The sequence below is a fragment of the Haematobacter sp. genome (assembly GCF_032102465.1).
GTDB lineage: Bacteria > Pseudomonadota > Alphaproteobacteria > Rhodobacterales > Rhodobacteraceae > Haematobacter.
Genome location: NZ_DAMDHB010000037.1, coordinates 1 through 21,370, shown reverse-complemented (window position 1 = coordinate 21,370; position 21,370 = coordinate 1). Strand labels below are relative to the sequence as shown.

The 21,370-nt window shown below is 66.2% G+C and carries 20 protein-coding genes; 7 read left to right on the top strand and 13 right to left on the bottom strand.

The window, feature by feature from the left end:
* Positions 1 to 5: 5 nt before the first annotated feature.
* From dnaN to mutM, 5 genes are all read right to left on the bottom strand, one after another.
* Positions 6 to 1,124 carry a DNA polymerase III subunit beta gene (dnaN, locus tag RT513_RS17325; RefSeq protein ID WP_088216632.1) on the bottom strand — a complete coding sequence of 373 codons (1,119 nt, stop codon included), beginning with the start codon at positions 1,122 to 1,124 and terminating at the stop codon, positions 6 to 8.
* 114 nt (positions 1,125 to 1,238) lie between these two features.
* Complete coding sequence (gene dnaA, locus RT513_RS17320; RefSeq protein ID WP_218821999.1) at positions 1,239 to 2,693, bottom strand: chromosomal replication initiator protein DnaA; 1,455 nt, start codon at positions 2,691 to 2,693, stop codon at positions 1,239 to 1,241.
* A 511-nt stretch (positions 2,694 to 3,204) separates the two neighbouring features.
* Positions 3,205 to 3,483 (bottom strand): 30S ribosomal protein S20, encoded by a 279-nt coding sequence (gene rpsT / locus RT513_RS17315; protein ID WP_035742414.1) that lies wholly within the window; start codon positions 3,481 to 3,483, stop codon positions 3,205 to 3,207.
* Positions 3,484 to 3,624: 141 nt separating this feature from the next.
* Positions 3,625 to 4,401, bottom strand: a complete 777-nt coding sequence (locus RT513_RS17310) for an enoyl-CoA hydratase (RefSeq protein ID WP_088216630.1) — start codon at positions 4,399 to 4,401, stop codon at positions 3,625 to 3,627.
* Between the two features lie 64 nt (positions 4,402 to 4,465).
* The gene (mutM, locus tag RT513_RS17305) at positions 4,466 to 5,317 is read right to left on the bottom strand and encodes a bifunctional DNA-formamidopyrimidine glycosylase/DNA-(apurinic or apyrimidinic site) lyase (protein WP_290685422.1); all 852 of its coding nucleotides are present in this window, start codon (positions 5,315 to 5,317) and stop codon (positions 4,466 to 4,468) included.
* Positions 5,318 to 5,389: 72 nt separating this feature from the next.
* Here mutM and ubiE point away from each other — a divergent pair, with 72 nt between their 5' ends.
* Genes ubiE through pncB form a run of 4 tightly spaced genes read left to right on the top strand, consistent with a single transcriptional unit; the run spans position 5,390 to position 9,605 of the window.
* Positions 5,390 to 6,139, top strand: coding sequence for a bifunctional demethylmenaquinone methyltransferase/2-methoxy-6-polyprenyl-1,4-benzoquinol methylase UbiE (ubiE, locus tag RT513_RS17300; RefSeq protein WP_088216628.1), 750 nt, complete (start codon positions 5,390 to 5,392; stop codon positions 6,137 to 6,139).
* The gene (gene ubiB, locus RT513_RS17295) at positions 6,140 to 7,669 is read left to right on the top strand and encodes a 2-polyprenylphenol 6-hydroxylase (protein ID WP_290685419.1); all 1,530 of its coding nucleotides are present in this window, start codon (positions 6,140 to 6,142) and stop codon (positions 7,667 to 7,669) included.
* Between the two features lie 33 nt (positions 7,670 to 7,702).
* Positions 7,703 to 8,311 carry a bifunctional nicotinamidase/pyrazinamidase gene (gene pncA / locus RT513_RS17290; protein WP_290685417.1) on the top strand — a complete coding sequence of 203 codons (609 nt, stop codon included), beginning with the start codon at positions 7,703 to 7,705 and terminating at the stop codon, positions 8,309 to 8,311.
* Position 8,312: 1 nt separating this feature from the next.
* On the top strand, positions 8,313 to 9,605 hold the full coding sequence (pncB, locus tag RT513_RS17285) for a nicotinate phosphoribosyltransferase (protein ID WP_088216625.1): 1,293 nt from the start codon (positions 8,313 to 8,315) through the stop codon (positions 9,603 to 9,605).
* A gap of 3 nt (positions 9,606 to 9,608) precedes the next feature.
* Here pncB and RT513_RS17280 read toward each other — a convergent pair whose 3' ends face one another.
* The 8 genes from RT513_RS17280 to RT513_RS17245 form a co-directional block, all read right to left on the bottom strand.
* Positions 9,609 to 11,078 (bottom strand): inorganic phosphate transporter, encoded by a 1,470-nt coding sequence (locus RT513_RS17280; RefSeq protein WP_290685414.1) that lies wholly within the window; start codon positions 11,076 to 11,078, stop codon positions 9,609 to 9,611.
* A 22-nt stretch (positions 11,079 to 11,100) separates the two neighbouring features.
* The gene (locus tag RT513_RS17275; protein WP_290685411.1) at positions 11,101 to 11,559 is read right to left on the bottom strand and encodes an NUDIX hydrolase; all 459 of its coding nucleotides are present in this window, start codon (positions 11,557 to 11,559) and stop codon (positions 11,101 to 11,103) included.
* Positions 11,560 to 11,703: 144 nt separating this feature from the next.
* Positions 11,704 to 12,126 (bottom strand): alternative ribosome rescue aminoacyl-tRNA hydrolase ArfB, encoded by a 423-nt coding sequence (gene arfB / locus RT513_RS17270; RefSeq protein WP_088216622.1) that lies wholly within the window; start codon positions 12,124 to 12,126, stop codon positions 11,704 to 11,706.
* A gap of 237 nt (positions 12,127 to 12,363) precedes the next feature.
* The gene (locus tag RT513_RS17265) at positions 12,364 to 12,987 is read right to left on the bottom strand and encodes a queuosine precursor transporter (protein WP_290685407.1); all 624 of its coding nucleotides are present in this window, start codon (positions 12,985 to 12,987) and stop codon (positions 12,364 to 12,366) included.
* Positions 12,988 to 13,049: 62 nt separating this feature from the next.
* Positions 13,050 to 13,961, bottom strand: coding sequence for an esterase-like activity of phytase family protein (locus RT513_RS17260; RefSeq protein ID WP_290685405.1), 912 nt, complete (start codon positions 13,959 to 13,961; stop codon positions 13,050 to 13,052).
* The gene (gene mepA / locus RT513_RS17255) at positions 13,934 to 14,818 is read right to left on the bottom strand and encodes a penicillin-insensitive murein endopeptidase (protein ID WP_409518425.1); all 885 of its coding nucleotides are present in this window, start codon (positions 14,816 to 14,818) and stop codon (positions 13,934 to 13,936) included. Before mepA ends, RT513_RS17260 begins: the two co-directional genes overlap by 28 nt.
* 8 nt (positions 14,819 to 14,826) lie before the next feature.
* Positions 14,827 to 16,179 carry an MFS transporter gene (locus tag RT513_RS17250; protein ID WP_290685403.1) on the bottom strand — a complete coding sequence of 451 codons (1,353 nt, stop codon included), beginning with the start codon at positions 16,177 to 16,179 and terminating at the stop codon, positions 14,827 to 14,829.
* A gap of 763 nt (positions 16,180 to 16,942) precedes the next feature.
* Positions 16,943 to 17,470, bottom strand: a complete 528-nt coding sequence (locus tag RT513_RS17245; protein ID WP_290685447.1) for an acyl-CoA thioesterase — start codon at positions 17,468 to 17,470, stop codon at positions 16,943 to 16,945.
* 116 nt (positions 17,471 to 17,586) lie between these two features.
* Between RT513_RS17245 and RT513_RS17240 the strand changes: the two genes are divergently transcribed.
* The 3 genes from RT513_RS17240 to RT513_RS17230 all read left to right on the top strand — a co-directional run bounded on the left by RT513_RS17240 (position 17,587) and on the right by RT513_RS17230 (position 21,112).
* Complete coding sequence (locus RT513_RS17240; protein WP_035742900.1) at positions 17,587 to 17,874, top strand: YggT family protein; 288 nt, start codon at positions 17,587 to 17,589, stop codon at positions 17,872 to 17,874.
* Position 17,875: 1 nt separating this feature from the next.
* On the top strand, positions 17,876 to 19,942 hold the full coding sequence (recQ, locus tag RT513_RS17235) for a DNA helicase RecQ (RefSeq protein ID WP_290685400.1): 2,067 nt from the start codon (positions 17,876 to 17,878) through the stop codon (positions 19,940 to 19,942).
* Between the two features lie 66 nt (positions 19,943 to 20,008).
* On the top strand, positions 20,009 to 21,112 hold the full coding sequence (locus RT513_RS17230) for an alkene reductase (RefSeq protein WP_290685398.1): 1,104 nt from the start codon (positions 20,009 to 20,011) through the stop codon (positions 21,110 to 21,112).
* Positions 21,113 to 21,370 lie beyond the last annotated feature (258 nt).

The following is a 21,370-nucleotide window of genomic DNA, read 5'->3' as shown; positions in this document are numbered from 1 at the left end:
CGGCCCTAGACCCGCATCGGCATGACGACATAGACCGCCGACATGTCGCCGCCCTCGCGCATCAGCGTCGGATCGCCGGAGGAGTTGAACAGGAACACCGCATTCTCCCGGTCCACCTGGCTTGCGATCTCCAGCAGGTATTTGGCGTTGAAGCCGATCTCCAGCCGCTCATCGCCATAGGCCACGGCCAGTTCTTCCTCCGCCGCGCCCGCATCCGGCGCATTGACGGAGAGGACGAGCCGATCCTCGTCGATGCTGAGCTTCACGGCGCGGGAGCGTTCGGAGGAAATCGTCGCGACCCTATCCACCGCCTTGGCAAATTCGGCCGCGTCCACTTCCAGCTTCCGCGTATTGCCGAGCGGGATGACGCGGGTGTAATCCGGGAAGGTGCCATCGATGACCTTGGAGGTCAGCGTGATCGTCGGCGTGGCAAAGCGCACCTTGGTTTCGGAGACGGAGACGGCGATCTCCATCTCATCCTCGTCCAGCAGCTTGCGAAGCTCGCCCACCGTCTTGCGGGGAACGATCACGCCGGGCATGTTCTCCGCCCCGACAGGCAGGGGCGCGTCGATCCGCGCAAGGCGGTGCCCGTCCGTCGCCACACAGCGCAGCACCGGACCCTCCTCCGAGGTTGCCGTGTGCATATAGACGCCGTTCAGATAATAGCGCGTCTCCTCCGTCGAGATCGCGAATTTCGACTTGTCGAACAACCGGCGAAGGACGGCGGCGGGGGCCTTGAAGGAGGAGACATATTCCGACGACGCCATCATCGGAAAATCCTCCTTCGGCAGCGTGGCCAGCGTGAAGGTCGATTTCCCGGCCTGCACCGTCAGCCGCCCCGCGGTCGGATCGTCGGTCAGCGTGACCAGCGCGCCATCGGGCAGCTTGCGCACGATCTCATGCAGCGTGACCGCGGAAACGGTCGTCGTACCCGCGCGGGAGACTTCGGCAGGCGCGCAATCCAGCACCTCTATGTCGAGGTCGGTCGCGCGGAAGCTCACCCGGTCTCCCTCCGCCTCGATCAGCACATTGGCGAGAATCGGGATCGTGTTGCGCCGCTCCACGACCGATTGCGCCTGTCCGACCGCCTTGAGCAGCGCGCCGCGTTCGATGCTGATCTTCATTATCCTGCTCCGTCTGCTGCCGGCGCTGAAGTCACCGGCGCCGGGGCGCCGACCTTAGCCCATGGGAGGCGGCAGACAAGGGGGGGAAAGGCCCCGCAGGCGCGAAAAACGCGGTCAGTTCTGGAGCAGGCGGCGGAGCAGGTCCACATCCTCGGAAAGCTGGCGGTCGATCATCACCAGTTCCTCGATCTTGCGGATACCATGCATGATCGTCGTGTGATCCCGTCCGCCGAAGCGGCGGCCGATCTCCGGCAGCGAGCGGGAGGTGAGCTGCTTGGACAGGAACATCGCCACCTGCCGCGGGCGCGCGATGGTGCGGACGCGCTTGGCCGCGATCATGTCGGCCAGGCGGATGTTGTAATATTCCGCCACCTTGCGCTGGATTTCCTCCACCGTGATCTTGCGGTCGTTGGCGCGAAGGATGTCGGCGAGGCAGTCCTGCGTCAGGTCGAGCGTGATCTCCTTGCCGACAAGGCTCGCAAAGGCGAAGAGCCGCGTCAGCGCGCCTTCCAGAACGCGGACGTTCGTCGTGATCCGGTGGGCGAGAAACTCCAGCACGCCGGGCGCGAGCTGTACATTGCCGTAGCGGCCCTGATAAATCTCCGTCTTCTGCTGGAGGATGCCGAGCCGCAACTCGTAATCCGTCGGGTGGACATCGACGACCAGCCCGCATTGCAGGCGCGACTTGATCCGCTCTTCCAGATCCTTGATCTCTCCCGGCGCACGGTCGGCGGAGATCACGATCTGCTTGTTCTGATCGATCAGCGCGTTGAACGTGTGGAAGAATTCCTCCTGCGTGGAATCCTTGCCCGCGATGAACTGCACGTCATCGACCATCAGGACGTCAACGGAACGGAACATCTCCTTGAAGTCCATGACCTGCTTTTCACGCAGCGCCTGGATGAAGCGGTACATGAACTGCTCGGCGGAGAGGTAGAGAACCTTCAGCTCCGGCCGCTTGGTCTGCAACTCCCAGGCGATGGCATGCATGAGGTGGGTCTTGCCCAGCCCCACACCCCCGTAAAGGAACAGCGGGTTGAAAGAGGCAGGCCCGCCTTCGGCCACGCGCCGCGCGGCGGCATGGGCAAGCTCGTTCGGCTTGCCGACGACGAAGCTGTCGAAGGTGAAGCGCACATCCAGCGGCGCGCCGGGAAGTTCGCCATCCTCGCCCGCCCGCTGCGCCGGGGAGACGGGTTGAGCGGCAGGTGCGGAGGAGTAGGCCGGCTGAGGCTGAGGCTCTGGCGGGCGCGACATCTGCTGGGGAACCGCCCTCTGCCCCGCGGGCGACGACTCTCCCTGCATCGGCTGAACGGGCGGCGCGGGACGGCGCGGGGCCACGCGAAACTCGACCCGCGACACGGCCCCCCCGGCAAGGGTGATCTGCTGGCGGATCTGGTCGGCATAATTGCGCGATACCCAGTCCCCCAGAAAAGACGTGGGCACGTGGAACAGCGCGACGCCGTCCTCCACCCCCTCGAATTCCAAAGGCGCAATCCAGGTCACGAAGTTGTTGTGCCCTACCGACTGGCGGAGGTTATCGCGGACACGTCCCCAGGTATCGTTCGTCATCATCTCTCCGGCGCGTTTCATCCCGTCCTCGGTCACTCGTCCCGACCGCGAGTCGCGGTACGCCCAACATACAGTCCCGCGAAAAACACCTTCCGGGCCGCCCCCCACGATGGAAGGACGGTCCGGCCCCCACGGGCTGCACCAGCAGGCTCCAGTATCGGACAGGCCGGCAACAGAATACCGCCGCGCCGAATGGCACGGTCAGGCGTTTTTTCTGCCACCGAACGGAAACCGGTGTCGCGCCCGTTCCAATCGGAACCCCAAGCGGCAGCAGGGGCCCGACGGTACACGAACTGGGTTTCCTCAGGTCCCCCCAGGACGATGTGAATCGCACAGCCAAGCTAGCAAGCGGTGCTCACCGGCTGCAACAGAACTTCGACCTTGACTCGGTCTTTGTCGCAGCGAATCCCGACAGTCTCGTAACAGCGCCGCAAAAACGCCACACTCGCTGCGCAAAAAGAAGAGGGGCGCGCCGCAGCGCACCCCTCAACTCATTGAAATTCATATATAATCAGGCGTTCTCGGCCACTGCGAGGCCTTTGACCCGCGAGGCAAGACGCGACATCTTGCGGGCAGCGGTGTTCTTGTGCACCACCCCTTTGCTCACCCCACGCGCCAGCTCCGGCTGGGCAAGACGAAGGGCTTCCGCGGCGGCGGTCTGATCGCCGGAAGCGATGGCTTCCTCGACCTTGCGCAGGTAGGTGCGGATCCGCGAGCGGCGGGCCTTGTTCACCGCATAGCGGGCTTCGTTCTGACGGGCGCGTTTCTTGGACTGGGGCGTATTGGCCATTGGGTCTCTATCCTATCGATCTGTCGTTTGATCGCGCAAAGACCCAATCTCCGCCGAAGCGGAACGGAATCATGCCTAAGCGGGCCCACGCGCATGTGGAGGCCGCCTATAAGCGAGTCGGCCTCCGAAGGGAAGGGTGAATCAGCGGTCGCGGAACTGCGGCTGCCGCTTTTCAAGGAAAGCGGCCATGCCTTCCTTCTGATCCTCGGTGGAAAACAGCGCGTGGAACACCCGCCGTTCGAACAGCACGCCCTCGGCCAGCGTCGTCTCATAAGCCCGGTTGACGGTCTCCTTGACCGCCATCGTGGTGATGAGCGACTTCTCCGCGATCTTGCGGGCCGTGGCCATCGCCTCGTCCACCAGGCTCTTGGCCGGCACGACGCGGGAGACGAGGCCCGCACGCTCCGCCTCCGCCGCATCCATGAAGCGGCCCGTCAGGTGCATGTCCATGGACTTGGACTTGCCCACGAAGCGCGTCAGGCGCTGTGTCCCGCCGATCCCCGCGATGACGCCGAGGTTGATCTCGGGCTGACCGAACTTCGCCGTCTCCGCCGCGATGATGAAATCGCACATCATGGCCAGTTCGCAGCCCCCCCCCAGCGCATAGCCGGACACAGCCGCGATGATCGGTTTGCGGCAGTTGCAGAACCGCTCCGTCTCCGGGGTGAAGAAGTTCTCCGTATACATCTGCACGAAGGTCTTTTCCGACATCTCCTTGATGTCGGCCCCGGCGGCAAAGGCCTTTTCCGAGCCGGTGATGACGATACAACGGACGCGCTCGTCCTTGTCGGCCGCCGTCACGGCCTCCGCCAGTTCGCCAAGCAGTTTCGAGTTCAGCGCGTTCAGCGCCTCCGGCCGGTTGAGCCGGATCAGCTCCACCCCGTCCTCGATCTCGACGATCAGCGTTTCATAGGCCATGCGCCACTCCCAATCCTGATGCTGGCGAGATACCTACCAGCCTGCCCCGACGGATCAAGGGTTCTCAGCGCTGGCAGACCGGATAGAAGAAAGACGAGCGGCCCGATTGCACGACCCGCCGCACCGTGCCGACGCAGCCGGGGCGGAGACAGGGCAGCCCTTCCCGCCCGTACACGCGGAAGGAATGCTGGAAATAGCCAAGCTCCCCGTCCGCCTGCCGATAGTCGCGCAGACTCGACCCCCCCGCCTCGATCGCGCGGGCCAGCACGTCGCGGATCGCGGGGACGAGTGTGACGATCTCCGCCTCCGTCATGTCGCGCACGCGCCGCTCGGGCGAAATCCGGGCATCGTGGAGCGCCTCGCAGACGTATATGTTGCCCAGGCCCGCCACGATGCGCTGATCGAGCAGCGCCGCCTTCACCGGCATCGCCCGGCCCCGCAGACGCTCCGCCAGGTAGGTTTCGCTGAAATCGTTGCCGAACGGTTCCGGTCCCAGCCCCGCGAGCAGCGGGTGCGCAGCAAGATCGGCGGTCGGCCACAGGTCCATCATGCCGAACCGCCGCGCGTCGTTGAAGGTGACGCGCGCGCCGTCTTCCATGGTCAGGACGACGTGATCGTGCTTCTCCGCCGCGGGAAGTGCATGGTGAAACACTCCGACCTCCGCTTGCGCGATCAGCATCCGGCCCGACATGCCGAGATGGATCAGCAGCGTCTCCCCCCCGTCCAGATCGGCGAGGATGTATTTCGACCGCCGCCGCAGCGCCTCCACACGCCGCCCGGTCAGTCGCTCCGCCATCTGTTCGGGCAGCGGCCAGCGCAGATCGGGGCGGTTGACCTTCGCCCGGAGGATGCGCCGCCCCTCCATCACCGGCAGCAATCCGCGGCGAACCGTCTCTACTTCCGGCAGTTCGGGCACTTTCGGCTTCCTCTCCAAGTCGGGGGCGTTATATCGGGCGGGCAGCCCGCGACAATGCACCCGGAGGGAAGCATGGCCCAGAACGACAGCACAACCCATTTCGGCTTCCGCACCGTGGCGGAGGAGGAGAAGGCCGGTCTGGTCCACGGCGTGTTCACCCGCGTCGCCTCCCGTTACGATGTGATGAACGACCTGATGTCGGGCGGCGTCCACCGGCTGTGGAAGAACGCGATGATGGACTGGCTCGCGCCCCGGCCCGGTCAGCGGCTGCTGGACGTGGCAGGGGGGACGGGCGACATCTCCTTCCGCTTCCTGTCCCGCGCGCGCGGCACGGAGGCCGTTGTGCTCGACATGACGGAATCCATGCTGGTGGAGGGGCGCAAGCGGGCGGAGGCCGCCTCCCTCTCCGACCGGCTGGACTGGGTGACGGGCGATGCGATGGCGCTGCCGCTGAAGGACGCGTCCTTCGACGTTTACACCATCTCCTTCGGCATCCGTAACGTGACGCGCATTCAGGACGCGCTTTCCGAAGCCTACCGCGTGCTGAAACCCGGCGGGCGGCTCATGGTGCTGGAGTTCAGCCAGATCCCGAACGAGGGGCTGCAATGGCTCTATGACCGGTACTCCTTCAACGTGATCCCGGTGATGGGGCAGATCGTGGCGAACGACCGCGACAGCTATCAGTATCTGGTCGAGTCGATCCGCAAGTTCCCCGATCAGGAGACATTCGCCGGAATGATCCGCGACGCGGGGTTCGAGAACGTCAAGTACCGCAACCTGTCCATGGGAATCGCCGCCCTTCATTCGGGGTGGAAGCTCTAGGTGCGGGGGCCGCACAACATCTGGCGCCTGATCCAGACGGGCGCCACGCTGCAACGCGCGGGCGCCATGGGCATCGTGCTGAACGCAATGGATGCGCCGCCGCGGCTCCGGCTGCTGGCGCGGGTGGTGGGCTGGCCGCTGGCGTGGCTGGGCGCGGAGGGGGATCCCTCGCTGCCGCCCGCAGCGCGCGCGCTGAACGCGCTGGGGCCGGCCTATGTGAAATTCGGCCAGATCCTCTCCACCCGCCCCGATGTGGTCGGCCCGGAAGTGGCGGAGCAGCTTCGCGTCCTGCAGGACAGCCTGCCCCCCTTCTCCACCGATATCGCCAAGGTGACGGTGGCGGAGGAACTGGGCGCGCCGGTGGAGGAGCTGTTCTCCGAATTTTCCGACCCCGTCGCGGCAGCCTCCATCGCGCAGGTTCACCATGCCCGGCGCGCGGATACGGGGGAGGAGGTCGCGGTCAAGGTCACCCGCCCCGGTATCGAACGCGCCTTCCGCCGCGACATCGACGCCTTCTATTTCGCGGCCAGCGTGATCGAGACGCTGTCCCCCGCCTCGCGCCGCCTCCGGCCGTCAGACGTGGTGCGGCATTTCGACGGCGTGGTGACCGGCGAACTGGACCTGCGCTCGGAAGCCGCCTCCGCCGACGAATTCGCGGCGAACACCGCGGGCGATGCGGGCTTCAGGGTTCCCAAGGTGTTCTGGGGCTTCTCCGCGCGCCGGGTGATGACGCTGGGCTGGGCGGACGGCATTCCGCTGGGCGACATCGCCGCCATCGACGCGGCGGGCATCGACCGCAGGGAACTGGGCGAGCGGGTCATCCAGCTTTTCCTGCGCCACGCCCTCCGCGACGGGCTGTTCCATGGCGACATGCATCAGGGGAACCTGAAGGTTGCATTGGACGGCACGCTCATCGCCTATGACTTCGGCATCATGGGGCGGATCGACGAATATACCCGGCGCGTCTATGCGGAGATCCTGTACGGCTTCATCCGGCGCGACTACCGTCGCGTGGCGGAAGTGCATTTCGAGGCAGGCTATGTTCCCCATGACCGTTCGGTGGACGATTTCGCCCGTGCGCTTCGCGCGGTGGGAGAGCCGATCTTCGGCATGGATGCCTCGCGCATCTCCATGGGGCGGCTGCTCGCCTACCTGTTCGACGTGACGGAGCGGTTCGGGATGCAGACACGGACGGAACTCATCCTTCTGCAACGCACCATGGTGGTGACGGAAGGCGTGGCACGCTCGCTCGACCCCAACATCAACATGTGGCAGGCCGCGAAGCCGGTGGTGGAGGACTATATCCGCCAGAACCTCGGCCCGCGGGCCGTGGCGCATGACCTTGCCCGGACGGCGCGGGTGATGGCCCGCTTCGGCCCCCGGCTTCCCGGACTGGTGGAGGACGCGCTGATCCGCCAGTCAGACCCGCCTCCGCCGCAGCCGAAGCCCCAGCGCGTGCATCCGGTGCTGATCGCGCTCTCCGGTGCGGTCATTGCCCTTGCGGGCGTCGCCCTTGGCGCCATGCTCTAGGCGCAACGCACCGGGACCGAGGAGGAACGGACCATGACAACCGACAGCAAGGCCCTGATCGTCATCGACGTCCAGAACGATTTCTGCCCCGGCGGCGCGCTGGCCGTGACCGATGGCGATGCGATCGTCCCGCGGATCAACCGCCTGCTGCGGGATTACGGCACCACGGTGCTGACGCAGGACTGGCACCCGGCCGATCATACATCCTTTGCGAGCACTCACGCAGGCAAGACACCCTATGAGACGGTGGACCTCGTCTATGGGCCGCAGGTTCTGTGGCCCGATCATTGCGTGCAGGGCAGCGAAGGGGCGCGCTTCCACCCGGATCTGGAGACGGACCGTGCCGACCTGATCCTGCGCAAGGGCTTCCGGCGGGAAATCGACAGCTACTCCGCCTTCTTCGAAAACGACCGTATCACGCCCACGGGGCTGGAGGGCTATCTCAGAAGCCGGGGTGTCTCGTCCATCACACTGGTGGGGCTGGCGACCGACTTCTGCGTGGCCTATTCGGCGATCGACGGTGCCTCGCTGGGGTTCGAGGTGACGGTTCTGAACGGGGCTTGCCGGGGGATCGACCTCGACGGGTCGCTGGCCCGCGCCATCGACGAGATGCGCGACAAGGGCGTGATACTGGAGGAGTGACATGGCCGACATCGCGACGCGGGTCTATAATCACAAGTGGAAGATCGACCCGATCGTGCGGTCCCTGATCGACACGGATTTCTACAAGCTGCTGATGTGCCAGTCGGTGTTCCGCAACAACCCGGATGCGCGCGTCACTTTCAGCCTCATCAACCGCTCCAAGGACGTGCGTCTGGCGGACCTGATCGACGAGGGTGAACTGCGCGAGCAGCTCGACCATATCCGCTCGCTCTCGCTCAGCCGGGGGGAGTCCACCTGGCTGCGCGGCAACACCTTCTACGGCAAGCGCCAGATGTTCCGCCCCGACTTCATGGAATGGTTCGAGAACCTTCGACTGCCGCCCTATGAGCTTGAAAAACGGGACGGTCAGTATGAACTGACCTTCGAAGGCGCGTGGCCGGAGGTGATGCTGTGGGAGATCCCGGCGCTCGCCGTGCTGATGGAACTGCGCTCCCGCGCGGTGCTGGAGACGATGGGCCGCTTCGAACTTCAGGTGCTCTACGCCCGCGCGATGACCAAGATCTGGGAAAAGATCGAGCGGCTTCGCGGTGTGCCAAGCCTTCGCATCGCGGATTTCGGCACACGGCGGCGGCATTCCTTCCTCTGGCAGGACTGGTGCGTGCAGGCGATGAGGGAGGGGCTTGGCCAGACCTTCACCGGCACCTCCAACTGCCTGATCGCGATGCGGCGCGAGGTGGAGGCGATCGGGACGAACGCCCATGAACTTCCCATGGTCTATGCCGCGCTGGCCCGCGATGACGCCGAACTGGCGCAAGCGCCCTACAAGGTGCTGGCGGACTGGCATGAGGAGCATGACGGTAATCTGCGCATCATCCTGCCCGATACTTTCGGCACGAGGGGCTTTCTCGACCATGCGCCGGACTGGCTGGCAAGCTGGACCGGCATCCGCATCGATTCGGGCGATCCCGCGGAGGGGGCTGAAACCGCCATCGCCTGGTGGAAGTCGAGGGGCGAAGACCCGCGCCAGAAGCTGGTGATCTTCTCTGACGGGCTGGATGTGGACAAGATTCTGGAGCTGCATGCCCAGTTCGCGGGCCGGGTGAAGGTGAGCTTCGGCTGGGGCACCCTGCTCACCAATGATTTCCGTGGTCTGGTGCCCGGCGATGCGCTTGCGCCCTTCAGCCTCGTCTGCAAGGCTGTCTCCGCCAATGGCTATCCGACGGTAAAACTGTCGGACAACCCGAACAAGGCCATGGGGCCCGAAGACGAGATCGCGCGCTACAAGCGGGTGTTCGGCGTTGGCGCACAGACCCCGCTGGAAGTGATCGTGTGAACGTCAGGCAAGGCTCGCGAGCCGCGTGAGAGCATAAATAAGCCCCGCAAAGGCGGCGCAGAGCGGGACGGTAACGATCCAGGCCGCGAGGATCGTCAGCACGTGAGACCGGCGGACCAGCCGCCGCCTCCGGGCGACCTCCGGCGGCGCTGCGGCCGCATCGCGCGGCGGACCGGCCCGGCGCGCCTGCCACTCCCGGTAAAATCCGACGCCGAAGACACCGCCCACGGCGATATGGGTGGAACTGACCGGAAGCCCCGCGGCGGAGGCCATGAGCACCGTCATCGCCGTGGAAAGCGCCACGCACCACGACCTGACGGGATTGAGACGGGTGATCTCGCTTCCCACAATGCGGATGAGCCGGGCACCGAAGAGCACGAGCCCCACGGACAGCCCCGCCGCGCCGAGCAGAATCGTCCAGGCCGGACCACCCGCATGCGCCCGCCCCTGCCCCAGCGCCTCCACGATCGCCACCAGCGGACCGATGGCGTTTGACACATCGTTGGAGCCATGTGCAAAACACAGCAGGAGCGATGCCATGACGAGCGAGGGGCCAAACAACCGCCGCAGCGACCGGCGCCGGTTCTCCAGCCCGATGGCCGCTCTCCTGACCACAGGCCGGGCGATGAGCCAGGTGAGGCCCCCCAGGACAAGAGAGATCCCCGGCAAAAACACCGCTGGCACGGAGAGCGCAGGCAGCGCACGAACGAAGACGTAAACACCGAACACGGCGACCATCACGCCAATCAGCACCGGCAGCCAGCGTTGCGCTGCGGCGATTTTGTCCTCCCGGTCGGCGATGAGCGCATTCACCAGCGCGAGAAGCCCGGCAGCAAGCCCCCCGCCCAGCAGCGGTGACAGCACCCAGCCTCCGGCGATCACGCCGATCTGCGGCCAGTTGACGGCCCCCGGTCCCACCGCGCTGACCCCGGCACCCGCGACGGCACCGACGATGGCATGGGTGGTGGAGACCGGGGCGCGAAGCCATCCCGCGAGGTTGATCCAGAGAGAGGCCGCCGCCAATGCCGCGATCATCACGGGGATGATCTGCCGGGGATCGGACAGCCCCTCCAACGGGATGAGCCTGCCGGAGATCGTCGCCACCACTTCACGACCAGAGATCAGTGCGCCCGCGGCCTCTGCAACGGCCGCGGCGAACAGCGCAGCGCCAAGACCGATCGCCCGCGCACCGACCGCCGGCCCCATGGTATTGCCGATATCGTTGGCCCCGATGTTGAGCGCCATGTAACCGGCCAGCACCGCCGCGACGGCCAGAACGGCGACGTCCGACCGCCCTCCCACAGCGACGGCGGCCCCCCCGGCCAGCAGCACGAAAACCAGAGCGATCGCGCCTGCGACCAAGGGACGGGAAACATAGGCGGAGGCCACCTCCAGACGACCGAGGCGCTTCAGATCACGGTCGAGCGTGCGCCAGCGATTCGGCGGCTCCGGCGGGCCGTAAGGTCCGGTCATGCATCCTCCCCCGAGACGCCCGTCAGACCGTCGCGATCAGCCTTTTGAGATCGGGCTCCCCCAACAGGGACATTGCCTCCTCCCGCGTGGCCCAGCGACGGTCACGCCTGCGCTTTTCCGGGTAGCTGTCGGCAAGTTCCGTCACTTCGATCGGGAAGACCCGCACTTCGCAGCGCACAGGCAGGCCCGTGCCGGTCAGCTTGTCATAGACATAGCTGCCGATCGTCTGCTCGCTCAAGGCCCCGCGGACGCCGGCCTCCTCCCACGCCTCGATGGAAGCGGCCTCCGCCAGAGAGCGGCCTTTCATCGGCCAGCCCTTCGGCACGATCCAGCGCCGGGTGTTGAGGGTATTGACCAGAAGAAATTCCCGCCTCCCCGCCTGCTCACGCCAGCAAAGCGCGCCCACCTGCAATTCGGCAGGACGGGAAAGACCGGGGCCGATGGCCCCCTTCAACGCATCGATTAGACCGAAGGGACGCATGGGTTTCTTCTTTTTCTGCTCGATCCCGATACTGAAAGCTCGGCGCGGTTAGGGAAAGCTCCACTTTCTCAAGTAAGGCGAAACAAAGGTAACAACAGGCATTCGCCCATAATATGGGCTGTTGTGCGCAGGGATGCCAGATGCTCAATCTTCGGCATCGGGGCTGTTGCGGAGCGACTTCACGGTGCTGCGGTGCGCCTTGCCCTCCAGACGCCGCCGCTGACTGCCGAGTGTCGGGCGCGTGGCGATCCGGCGCTTGCGGGGCACCAAAGCCGCGCGAATCAGTTCCGCCAGACGCTCCCGCGCGATTTCCCGGTTGCGCGCCTGGCTCCGCGTCTCCTCCGCCCGGATGAGCACGGCGCCATCCGCCGTCCAGCGCCGCCCCGCAAGCCTGCGGAGCCGCGCCTTCACCTCCGGCGAAAGATGCGGACTGCGCTCCGCCTCGAAGCGGAGATCGACGGCGGTGGAGACCTTGTTGACATTTTGCCCGCCCGGGCCGGAGGCACGGGAGAAGGTCTCGGTCATCTCCCAGTCGGCGAGGACGATATGATCGGTGATGCGAAGCATTTTTCGATAAACTGACAGGGGCCACCCGAAAAGGGCGGCCCCAGCGAGATCTACGGAGATGGGCCAGTTAGGACCGAACCCAATCAGGGATTACAACCTGAAGGGTTGCCTTCAGATCACGGCCCCCCTGACTGTCCCGACACCTCTCTCCAATATCACTCTAGACACTGGACCACCTCCTTTCGCTGTTGCCGTTGAAGATCAACGTGGCACAGCCGGAAAATTTGTCCACAGAAATCATGCAGTCCCTGCAGCGTAGCGGCGGACGATTGCCCGAAAAGGCATCAGTACGATGAAGGAAAGGGCAATTTTTACAAGCCAATCGGCGAAACCGAGCGAAACCCACAACGGAACCATCGGGCCAACCCCCAGAAGCGGCAGGATTTCGTTGGCCCAGCTCACGTCGTTGGAGGGTTCGATCGCGACGAACCAACCCGAAAAGGCGATGGAGAAGAACAGCAGCGTGTCCAATGAGGAGGCGAGCAGGGAGGAGACGAACGGTGGCCGCCACCATGCCTGATGCCGCATCCGGTCAAAGATCTTTGCATCCAGAAGTTGTCCGCACAGAAAGGCCACCGCAGAACCGATGGCCACGCGGAGCGTGACGAGCGGGCCGAACTCCCCGGGGATCTGCGTGCCGATGAAGGAGCAGAGAATGCCCGTCACCAGCCCCCAGAACACGACCTTGCGGGCGGCGGTCAGCCCTTGAAGCCGGTTGACCACTTCGTTGACGAAAAACGCCAGCGGATATGTGAAGGCGCCCCAGGTCAGCCACTGGCCGAACAGGAACTGAACGAGGATGTTGGAGGCCACGACGACGGTGGCCATGGCAATGATGCCAGGAAGCAGCGAGGAGCGCATGTCGGGTTTCCGTTTTGGCAAGGTAGCGGAGACTTGGCCCGCAACCTTGCGGACGCCTGCCCTTACTCCCTTGACGCGTGGCGATCAAGCGCCTCGCGCGAGCGGTATTCCACGATGTCCGTATGCAGCAGCAACGGCAGGAAGTTGTCGTCGGAAATCATCGTGAAGACGAGGTAGCCCTCGCCGTCCTCCCAGACCGACAGCCCCTCCAGATTGCCGTATTGGCGGAACGGCGTCTGCAACAGCACCTGTTCGTCCCCAGCGGAGATGTCGGTGATGGCGAAGGACCGGATGCGGGAGCGGAAACCGGAAAGCCGCCCGAAGCCGCGCTCCAGCAGGTAGAGCCGCCCGTCCGGGCCGAAATCGGCCCCCACGGCCAGCCATTCCGGGTCGTGGCGGAGCGTGTAGGGGATGGTCCACTTACCGTCCCTGAAGCGATAGACGGGGAGTTCGCTGTCACTCTGCGGATTTTCCGGGAAGGTGTAGAGCGCGCCCTTCCCGTCCATCGCAAGCCCCTCGAAGCTCTGGTTGCGGATAAGCTTCTCGCTCCCCGGAACCGGCGGCAACGGCACAAGCTCCTGCCCCGGCGTGCGGGAGCCGTAGACCCGGTGGCGGGTTTCCTCCGATATCCACAAAGCACCATCCGGGCTAAGCGCCAGCCCCTCCGCATCCAGCTTGGCGGGCTTGCCGCCCTTCAGGGTGAGCGGCTTCACCGGGCCGGAGGCGATGGCGGTGATCCGCCCCCTCTCGTCCCGCACGAACCGCCCCTCCACGAGCGAGGACCGGTCGGAGAGCGCGTAAAACCACAGTCCGTCGTCCTTCATCTCGATGGCGGAGAAGCCGCCGAAGGCCGGATCCTCCACCCGCCAGCGGAAGCTGCCGACAAAATCCAACCGGCTGGTGACCGATTCAGCCAGCACGGAAGGGGCGATGAGAAGCGCTGCGATCAGCGCGATGCCAGAACGTTTGAGCATTGGGCGGGGAGGTCTGCCATTGTAAAATCACGGGGACCGCGCGGACGCGGGGCGGGCTTGTCGCCCGGTTTGGGCTTTGGCGGGTTCAGATAGTCTGTCACCCACCATGCCAGCGTATCGTCGCAGCCGCTCCCCCCCTTGGACAGCTCGTCGACCGTTGGCGTCTGCGTCACGCAGGCGCGCGACCCACGCGGGCATTTCAGCCGCACGTGGAAATGCGTGTTGTGTCCGGCGATGGGCCGGATCTTCTGGAGCCATGCCGCATCCGACCGTTTCGCGGTGCGGCACATCTCGATCTTCACCGCCGCCGCGACAAAGACCCGGTCCACCCGCGGGTCGGACGCCGCCGCGCGCAGCAGCGCCGCATGGGCGGGCGTGAAATTCCCGTTCACCCGCTTCTGATCCTCCGTGCGGACGGAAATCGAACTGATCTTCTCCCGCTCCGTCTGGCTCAACGTCAGGCGGGAGGGCGGCAGCATCCAGATGTCGGCATCCAGACCGATCTGATGCGAGGCGTGACCGGAGGTCATAGGCCCGCCCCTTGGCTGGCTGATGTCGCCGATATAGAGGCCGGCCCAGCCCACCTGCGTCGCCGCGGCAGACAAGTCCTGCAAGAAGCGGATCATTTCCGGCTGGCCCCAGTAGCGGTTCCGGGAAAGCCGCATCGCCTGCCATGTCGGCCCGGTTTCCGGCAGCGGCACCAGCCCCGCCGCACAACCCTTGGCATAGCTGCCGATCGGCGTCGGCACCTGCGCGGAAGGGCGCGCCGCAGCGCCGAAAAACTGGTAGGCTTTCTGTTCCGCAACGGCAGGCGAAGCCGCAAGGGCCGCCAGCGCGCAAAACACCAAGGCTCTGATCGTGGATTTCAAACCGTGTGCTCACCTTCGGGATCGACCCAGAGTAGCAGCAGAAATCCCATCAGGAAAAGCACGATAACGGGAAGGATGCCGATCTGCTGGCTTCCGCTCATCGCCGTGACGATTCCAATGGCAAGCGGCGCAATAAACGCCGTTGCCTTGCCGGTGAGCGCGTAAAGCCCGAAGGCTTCGGTCATCCGCCCCGTCTCCGCCTGCCGGACCATCATGGTGCGACTGGCCGATTGCAGCGCGCCGCCCGCCGCACCGATGATGCAGCCGACAAGGAAGAAGGCCATGTCCGGCACGGAAGACCCCGGCCCCACGCTCAGGCCCAGCACGCTGTTCCGCGAAATGCTCATCACCGCCATCCCGACCACGATCAGCAGGAGGAGAGCAACCACGATCACAGGCTTTGGCCCGTAACGGCTGTCCGCAAGCCCACCGGCCCATGCAAAGACCGCACCGAAGATCGCGGCGAGGATGCCGAAAATCCCCACGAACTGCACCGGCCAGCCCAGCACGCCCACCGCATAGACCCCGCCGAAGACGTAAAAGCCGTTCAGCGCGTCGCGGTAGAACATGGAGGACAGCAGGAAGGCCAGCATGCCCCGGCGCTCCGGCAAGCGGCGAAGCGTGCGGCGCAGATCGCCCACCGCCTCTGTCAACGTCCCGCTGAAACCCGGGCCCGGAGCGCGCGTCGGCTCCCGCACCCAGAGGAAGAACGGCACCATGAAGATCACATACCACAGCGCCGTGAAGGGGCCGACGAAGCGCGTCCCCTCCCGCATCACGGGATCCAGCCCAAGGGCGGGCGGAAGGCCGATGAGGGTTCTGCCCTCCTCACCCTCCGCGAAGAAGGCGAGCATCAGGATCAGCGCGAAAACCCCGCCGACATAGCCGAATGCCCAGCCCGAGCCGGAGAGCCGCCCGATCTGCTCCCGCGTACCGAGGTCGGGCAGCATGGCATTGGTAAAGATCGTGGCCAGCTCCATCCCGATCAGACCGAGGCCAAAGGACATCAGCACGAAGGTCAGATGCGGGGCCCCCGGCGCCGCGAACCACAGGCCCGCCGCTCCCAGCACATAAAGGACCGAGAACGCCGCGACCCAGCCGATCCGCCGCCCGCCCCTGTCAGCGACCGCACCGAGCACGGGCGCCAGCAGCGCGATGACCACCCCGGCCAAGCCCACGCCGAACCCCCAGACCGCCTGCGCCTGCGTTCCGTCACCCAGCAGCGACGCGATATAGGGTGCGAAGATGAAGGTCAGCAGCAGCGTCGCGTAGGGCTGGCTTGCCCAGTCGAAGAAGAACCAGCCCCAGATGCGCCGCTTGGCCGCCGCGTCGTCTGTGATTTTCGGCAAATTCCGCTCCCGTCGCCCGATGGTCCGCTCGAAAGGAACGAGCCCGCGGCATTAGACCCGCCCCCCGCAGGATCGCAAGGCCGGAGACCTTGCAGGGCAGTCCGAGAAGATGCGGGGGCGCGGTGCTTTCGGCGCGGACACCGGATATCAAACCCGGAGCGGCTACCATGCCGACCGGGCGGTCATGGGCATTTCGCCACGTCCGAGGGCCAAAACCCGCCCGGTCAGGCTCTGGCAGGCTGCCGAAAAGTCGGCCCCCTGCCCGGGCTTGCGCTGAACGCCGGAAAATCGGCCCGGCCCCGAGCCAACTCGCGGTTTGCGGCGGTCTTCAACGGTGTGGGGAGATCTCCGCCCCAGGGCAACCCCGGAATGCTTTTTCAGCAGGCTGCGAAATCAGCCGGTCGGGCGAGCGGCCGGGCAGTGCCTATGACAGATGAGGGGCAAACGGCCGGACAAAGGATCGGGCAGACCCATTGCAATCGTGATGAGGATGCCTTGCGCCGCCGCGGCCTCCAGCCGAGCGATAAAACGGGCAGCCGCCTCATTCGTGAGCGCAGGGGCACGGACGACACCCTCAAAAGGAGCCGGAAAGGCGATGGGATTACAGGAGGGACTACAGGACGGGACTACAGAACACTGGGCCGGCCTGTCAGGCCCCCCTTTCTCCGATCAGCGCAGCCACCGCGGGACTGGCCGCTTCCGGCGAAACCGCCCGCTCACCTCTCCGAAGGGAGGGACCGGCAGGCACCCCTGGCAGGAGAGATCAGATCTGCGGCGGCCAGGGCCGCGTGGCATCCGCATTGCCCCAGGCCAGCACCCAGTCGGGCAGCGGCGGCGGTGCGGGCCAGCCGGTTTCAGCGATGAACGAGGCGGGCGGGAGCAGCTTGCCGCCCCCCAGCAGCGCCCCACGGATCAGCACGCCGCTGGTGCAGTCGCCCTCGCGCCACATGCTCTGCTCGATGTAGAAGAACCGCTCGTCCCAGCCGAGGAACCTGCTCCGCATCTCCACCTTCTGGAATACCGTCACGCGGCGACGGTAGCGCGTCGTGCTGCCCGCAACGGTGATCCCCCAGCGGTTCCGGCGCAGCACGTCGAGCATTCCCGTCCGCTGCGCCAGCGATATGCGCCCGATATCGTAAAGCGTCAGCGTCCGCCCGTTGTTCAGCTCCCGCCACGGGTCCATGTCCCAGGGCATGAGCCGCAGGTCGCAGACATGCGTGTCATAGGGAGCAAGCCGGGGCTGGCGGCGGGCGCGGAGCAGTTCGCAGGTGAAGCGGCGGAGCGGATACATGGCGCAGGCTTGCCCGGGGCAGGTCGTCGCGGTCAAGCGAAACGTCGCGGAAGCGGTTGCGCGCAGGGGGCTGGCGCTTTACCTCTGGTCTCTCCACGCCACAACCCGGTTTCCCGATGGTTTCGCTTCTCCAGATCCTGCTCCTGATCCTCGACATTGTCTGGTTCATCGTCATCGTCCACGTGATCATGAGCTGGCTCATCAATTTTCAGGTGCTGAACCTGCGCCAGCCGCTGGTCGCCTCCATCTGGGACGGGTTGAACCGGTTGCTGGAGCCGGTCTATTCGCGGGTGCGCTCCATCCTGCCCGCGATGGGCGGGCTCGATCTCGCGCCGCTGGTGGTGCTGGTGGCGATCTATGCGCTCAGGATCATCCTGCTGAACAACGCCTCCGCCTTCTACTGAGATGACCGGACCCGCGCCCTCACCGGAGGCGGTTCTCGCCTCCGTCTTCGGATTCCCGAGCTTCCGCCCCGGGCAGGCGGAGATCGTGGCGGCGGTGCTGGCCGGGCGCAACACGCTCGCCATCATGCCGACGGGCGGGGGCAAATCGCTCTGCTTTCAGCTTCCCGCGCTCTGCCGGGAGGGGGTGACGGTCGTCATCTCGCCGCTCATCGCGCTGATGAGGGATCAGGTCCGCGCGCTCCGGGCCGCGGGGGTAGAGGCGGGCGCGCTCACCTCCGGCAATACGGAGGAGGAAACGGAGGAGGTCTTTGCCGCTCTGGACGAGGGACGGCTGAAGCTGCTCTACATGGCGCCGGAACGGCTGGCCTCCGGCAATACTTTCGCGCTGCTCCAGCGGATCGGCACCCGGCTCATCGCGGTGGACGAGGCGCATTGCGTGAGCCAGTGGGGCCACGATTTCCGCCCCGATTACCTGCGGATCGGAGAGTTGCGGCGCAGGCTCGGCGTGCCGCTCGCCGCCTTCACCGCGACGGCGGATGAGGAGACGCGGGAGGAGATCGTCACCCGCCTGTTCGACGGCGAGCGCCCGGAGACATTCCTGCGCGGCTTCGACCGGCCGAACATCCACTTGGCCTTCCAGCCGAAGGATCAGCCCCGCCGCCAGATCCTCGCCTTTGCCGAGGCGCGGCGCGGCCTGTCGGGGATCGTCTATTGCGGCACGCGCGCCAAGACGGAAACCCTTGCGGCTGCGCTGCGCGAGGCGAGCCACCCCGCCTGCCACTATCACGGCGGGATGGAGGCGGAGGACCGGCGCGAGGTGGAGACGCGCTTTCAGCAGGAGGACGGGCTGATCGTCGTGGCGACGGTCGCCTTCGGCATGGGGATCGACAAGCCCGACATCCGCTGGGTCGCCCATGCGGACCTGCCCAAGTCCGTTGAGGGGTACTATCAGGAGATCGGGCGCGCGGGCCGCGACGGCGCCCCGGCAGAGACGCTGACCCTTTTCGGACAGGACGACATCCGCTTCCGCCGCACGCAGATCGACGAGGGCGTCGCCCCGGATGACCGCAAGGCCGCCGATCATGCCCGGCTGAACGCGCTTCTCGGGCTGGCGGAGGCGCTCGGCTGCCGCCGGCAGGTGCTGCTCGGTTATTTCGGTGAGGACGCGGAACCCTGCGGCAACTGCGACCTGTGCGAAACCCCGCCCGAGGTGTTCGACGGCACGGAGCCGGTCCGCAAGGCCCTCTCCGCCATCCTGCGCACCGGGGAGTGGTTCGGCGTCGGCCATCTGACCGACATCCTGACAGGCCGCGCCACCCCCAAGGTCAGGGAGCGCGGGCATGACGCCCTGCCGACCTTCGGCGTCGGGCGGGAGTTCGACACGGCGGGCTGGGGGGCGGTCTTTCGCCAGATGATGGGCCGGGATCTGGTGCGCCCCGATCCGTCCCGCCATGGCGCGCTGCGCCTGACGGAGATCGCCCGCCCCGTGCTCCGGGGAGAGGCGCCGGTGATGCTCCGCCGCGACCTTCTGCGCCACGCAAGGCCGCAGAGCGTGGCCAAGGCGCTGGTCGCGGAGGAGGACGCGCCGCTCCTCTCCGCCCTCAAGGCCAAGCGGCGGGCACTGGCGGAGGCGCAGGGCGTGCCTGCCTATGTCGTCTTCACGGACAAGACGCTGATCGAGATGGTCGAACGCCGTCCCCGCACGCTGGATCAGATGGCGGGCGTGAGCGGGGTCGGCGCGAAGAAGCTCGAAAGCTATGGCCCTGCCTTTCTGGCCGTGCTGAACGATGAACGCGCGGAGCCGGTGCATCCCCAGCGGCGCAGGCTGGCCGGAACCGGGGCGGCGGATGTCTTCGACCGGCTGGCGGAGGCGCAACGCACGCTTGGCCGGGGCGAGGACGGGACGGAGAAGCCGCTCAGCCTGACCGCCAGCGCACTCCGCCGCATAGCGGAGGCGCGGCCCCGCACGCTCCGCGATCTGGATGCGGTGGGTCACCTAGGCCCGCAGAAGCTCGACCGGTTCGGAGCGGCCTTCCTGGAAATACTGGAAGAGAGCGGGGCGGGTTGAACTCCCCGGCGGGGAACCCCATGCTCTCTCTTCTGCGTTACTCCAACCGCAGAAGGAGACCTCCCAATGTCCGAACCGAAGCTGTTCACCCCGATCAAGGTCGGGGATATCACCCTGCCGAACCGCATCGCGATGGCCCCCCTCACCCGCAACCGCGCGCTGCCCGAAGGCGATATCCCGCGCGAGATGAACGCGGAGTACTATGCCCAGCGCGCCACCGCCGGCCTCATCATCAGCGAGGGCACGCAGATCTCGCCGCAGGGCAAGGGCTATGCCTTCACCCCCGGCATCTATAGCGCCGCGCAGGTGGAGGGCTGGAAGCGCGTGACCGAAGCCGTCCATGCGAAGGGCGGCCACATCGCCGCGCAGCTCTGGCATGTCGGGCGCGTGTCCATTCCTGCCCTGCAACCCGACGGCCAGGATCCGGTCGGACCTTCCGACATTCCCTCCGGCTCGCGCACCTTTGACGGGCAGGGCTTCGTGCCGACGAGCACGCCCCGCCCCCTGCGGACCGATGAAATCCCCGGCATCGTGGCCGATTACGTGAAGGCCGCCCGCAACGCCCGCGCCGCGGGCTTCGACATGGTCGAGATCCATGCGGCGAACGGCTACCTGCTCGACCAGTTCCTCCGGGATGCCGTCAATACCCGCACCGACGCCTATGGCGGCAGCGCGGAGAATCGTGTGCGCCTCCTCGACGAGGTTGTCGGGGCCGTGGTGGCGGAGATCGGTGCGGGCCGGGTCGGCGTCCGACTCAGCCCCTGGGCCAAGGCGAACAACGCCCCGCTCGACAGCGATGTGCCGGACACCTACGGGCTGGCGGTGGATGCGCTGAACCGTCACGGCGTCGCCTTCCTGCATGTGGTCGAAGGCATGACCGGCGGCGCGCGGGACGACGCGCCCGCCGCTCAGGTCACGGCGCTGCGCGAACGGTTCAGCGGCGTCTATATGGCCAACAACGGGTATGACCGGCAGACGGCGATCGACGCCGTGGACAGCGGTCGCGCGGATATGGTGAGCTTCGGCAAGCTCTTCATCGCGAACCCGGACCTGGTCGAACGGTTGAAGAGCGATGCCCCTCTGAACGTCGGCGATCAGAAGACGTTCTACGGCGGCGGTCGTGAGGGCTATACCGACTACCCGTTCCTCGAAACCACCGGCGTCGCCTGACCTCAGACAGCAAGGAGGGCGCGTGTCAGCGCGCTCTCCGGCTTCTCCAGCGCGTCGAGCACGTTGAAATGGTGCCTGTCCGGGACCACGTGATTGGCCGTGCCGATGCCGAATCCCGTCCATATGTTCGACAGCAGCGCGGACTGGCGCAGAAACTCCGACCGTTCCGCCCCTCCTACCCATGTGGCAAGGGTGAACCGCCCCTATAGCGCGACAATCTGGAAGAGACGCGCGCGTCAATCTGGATGAGATTCTACG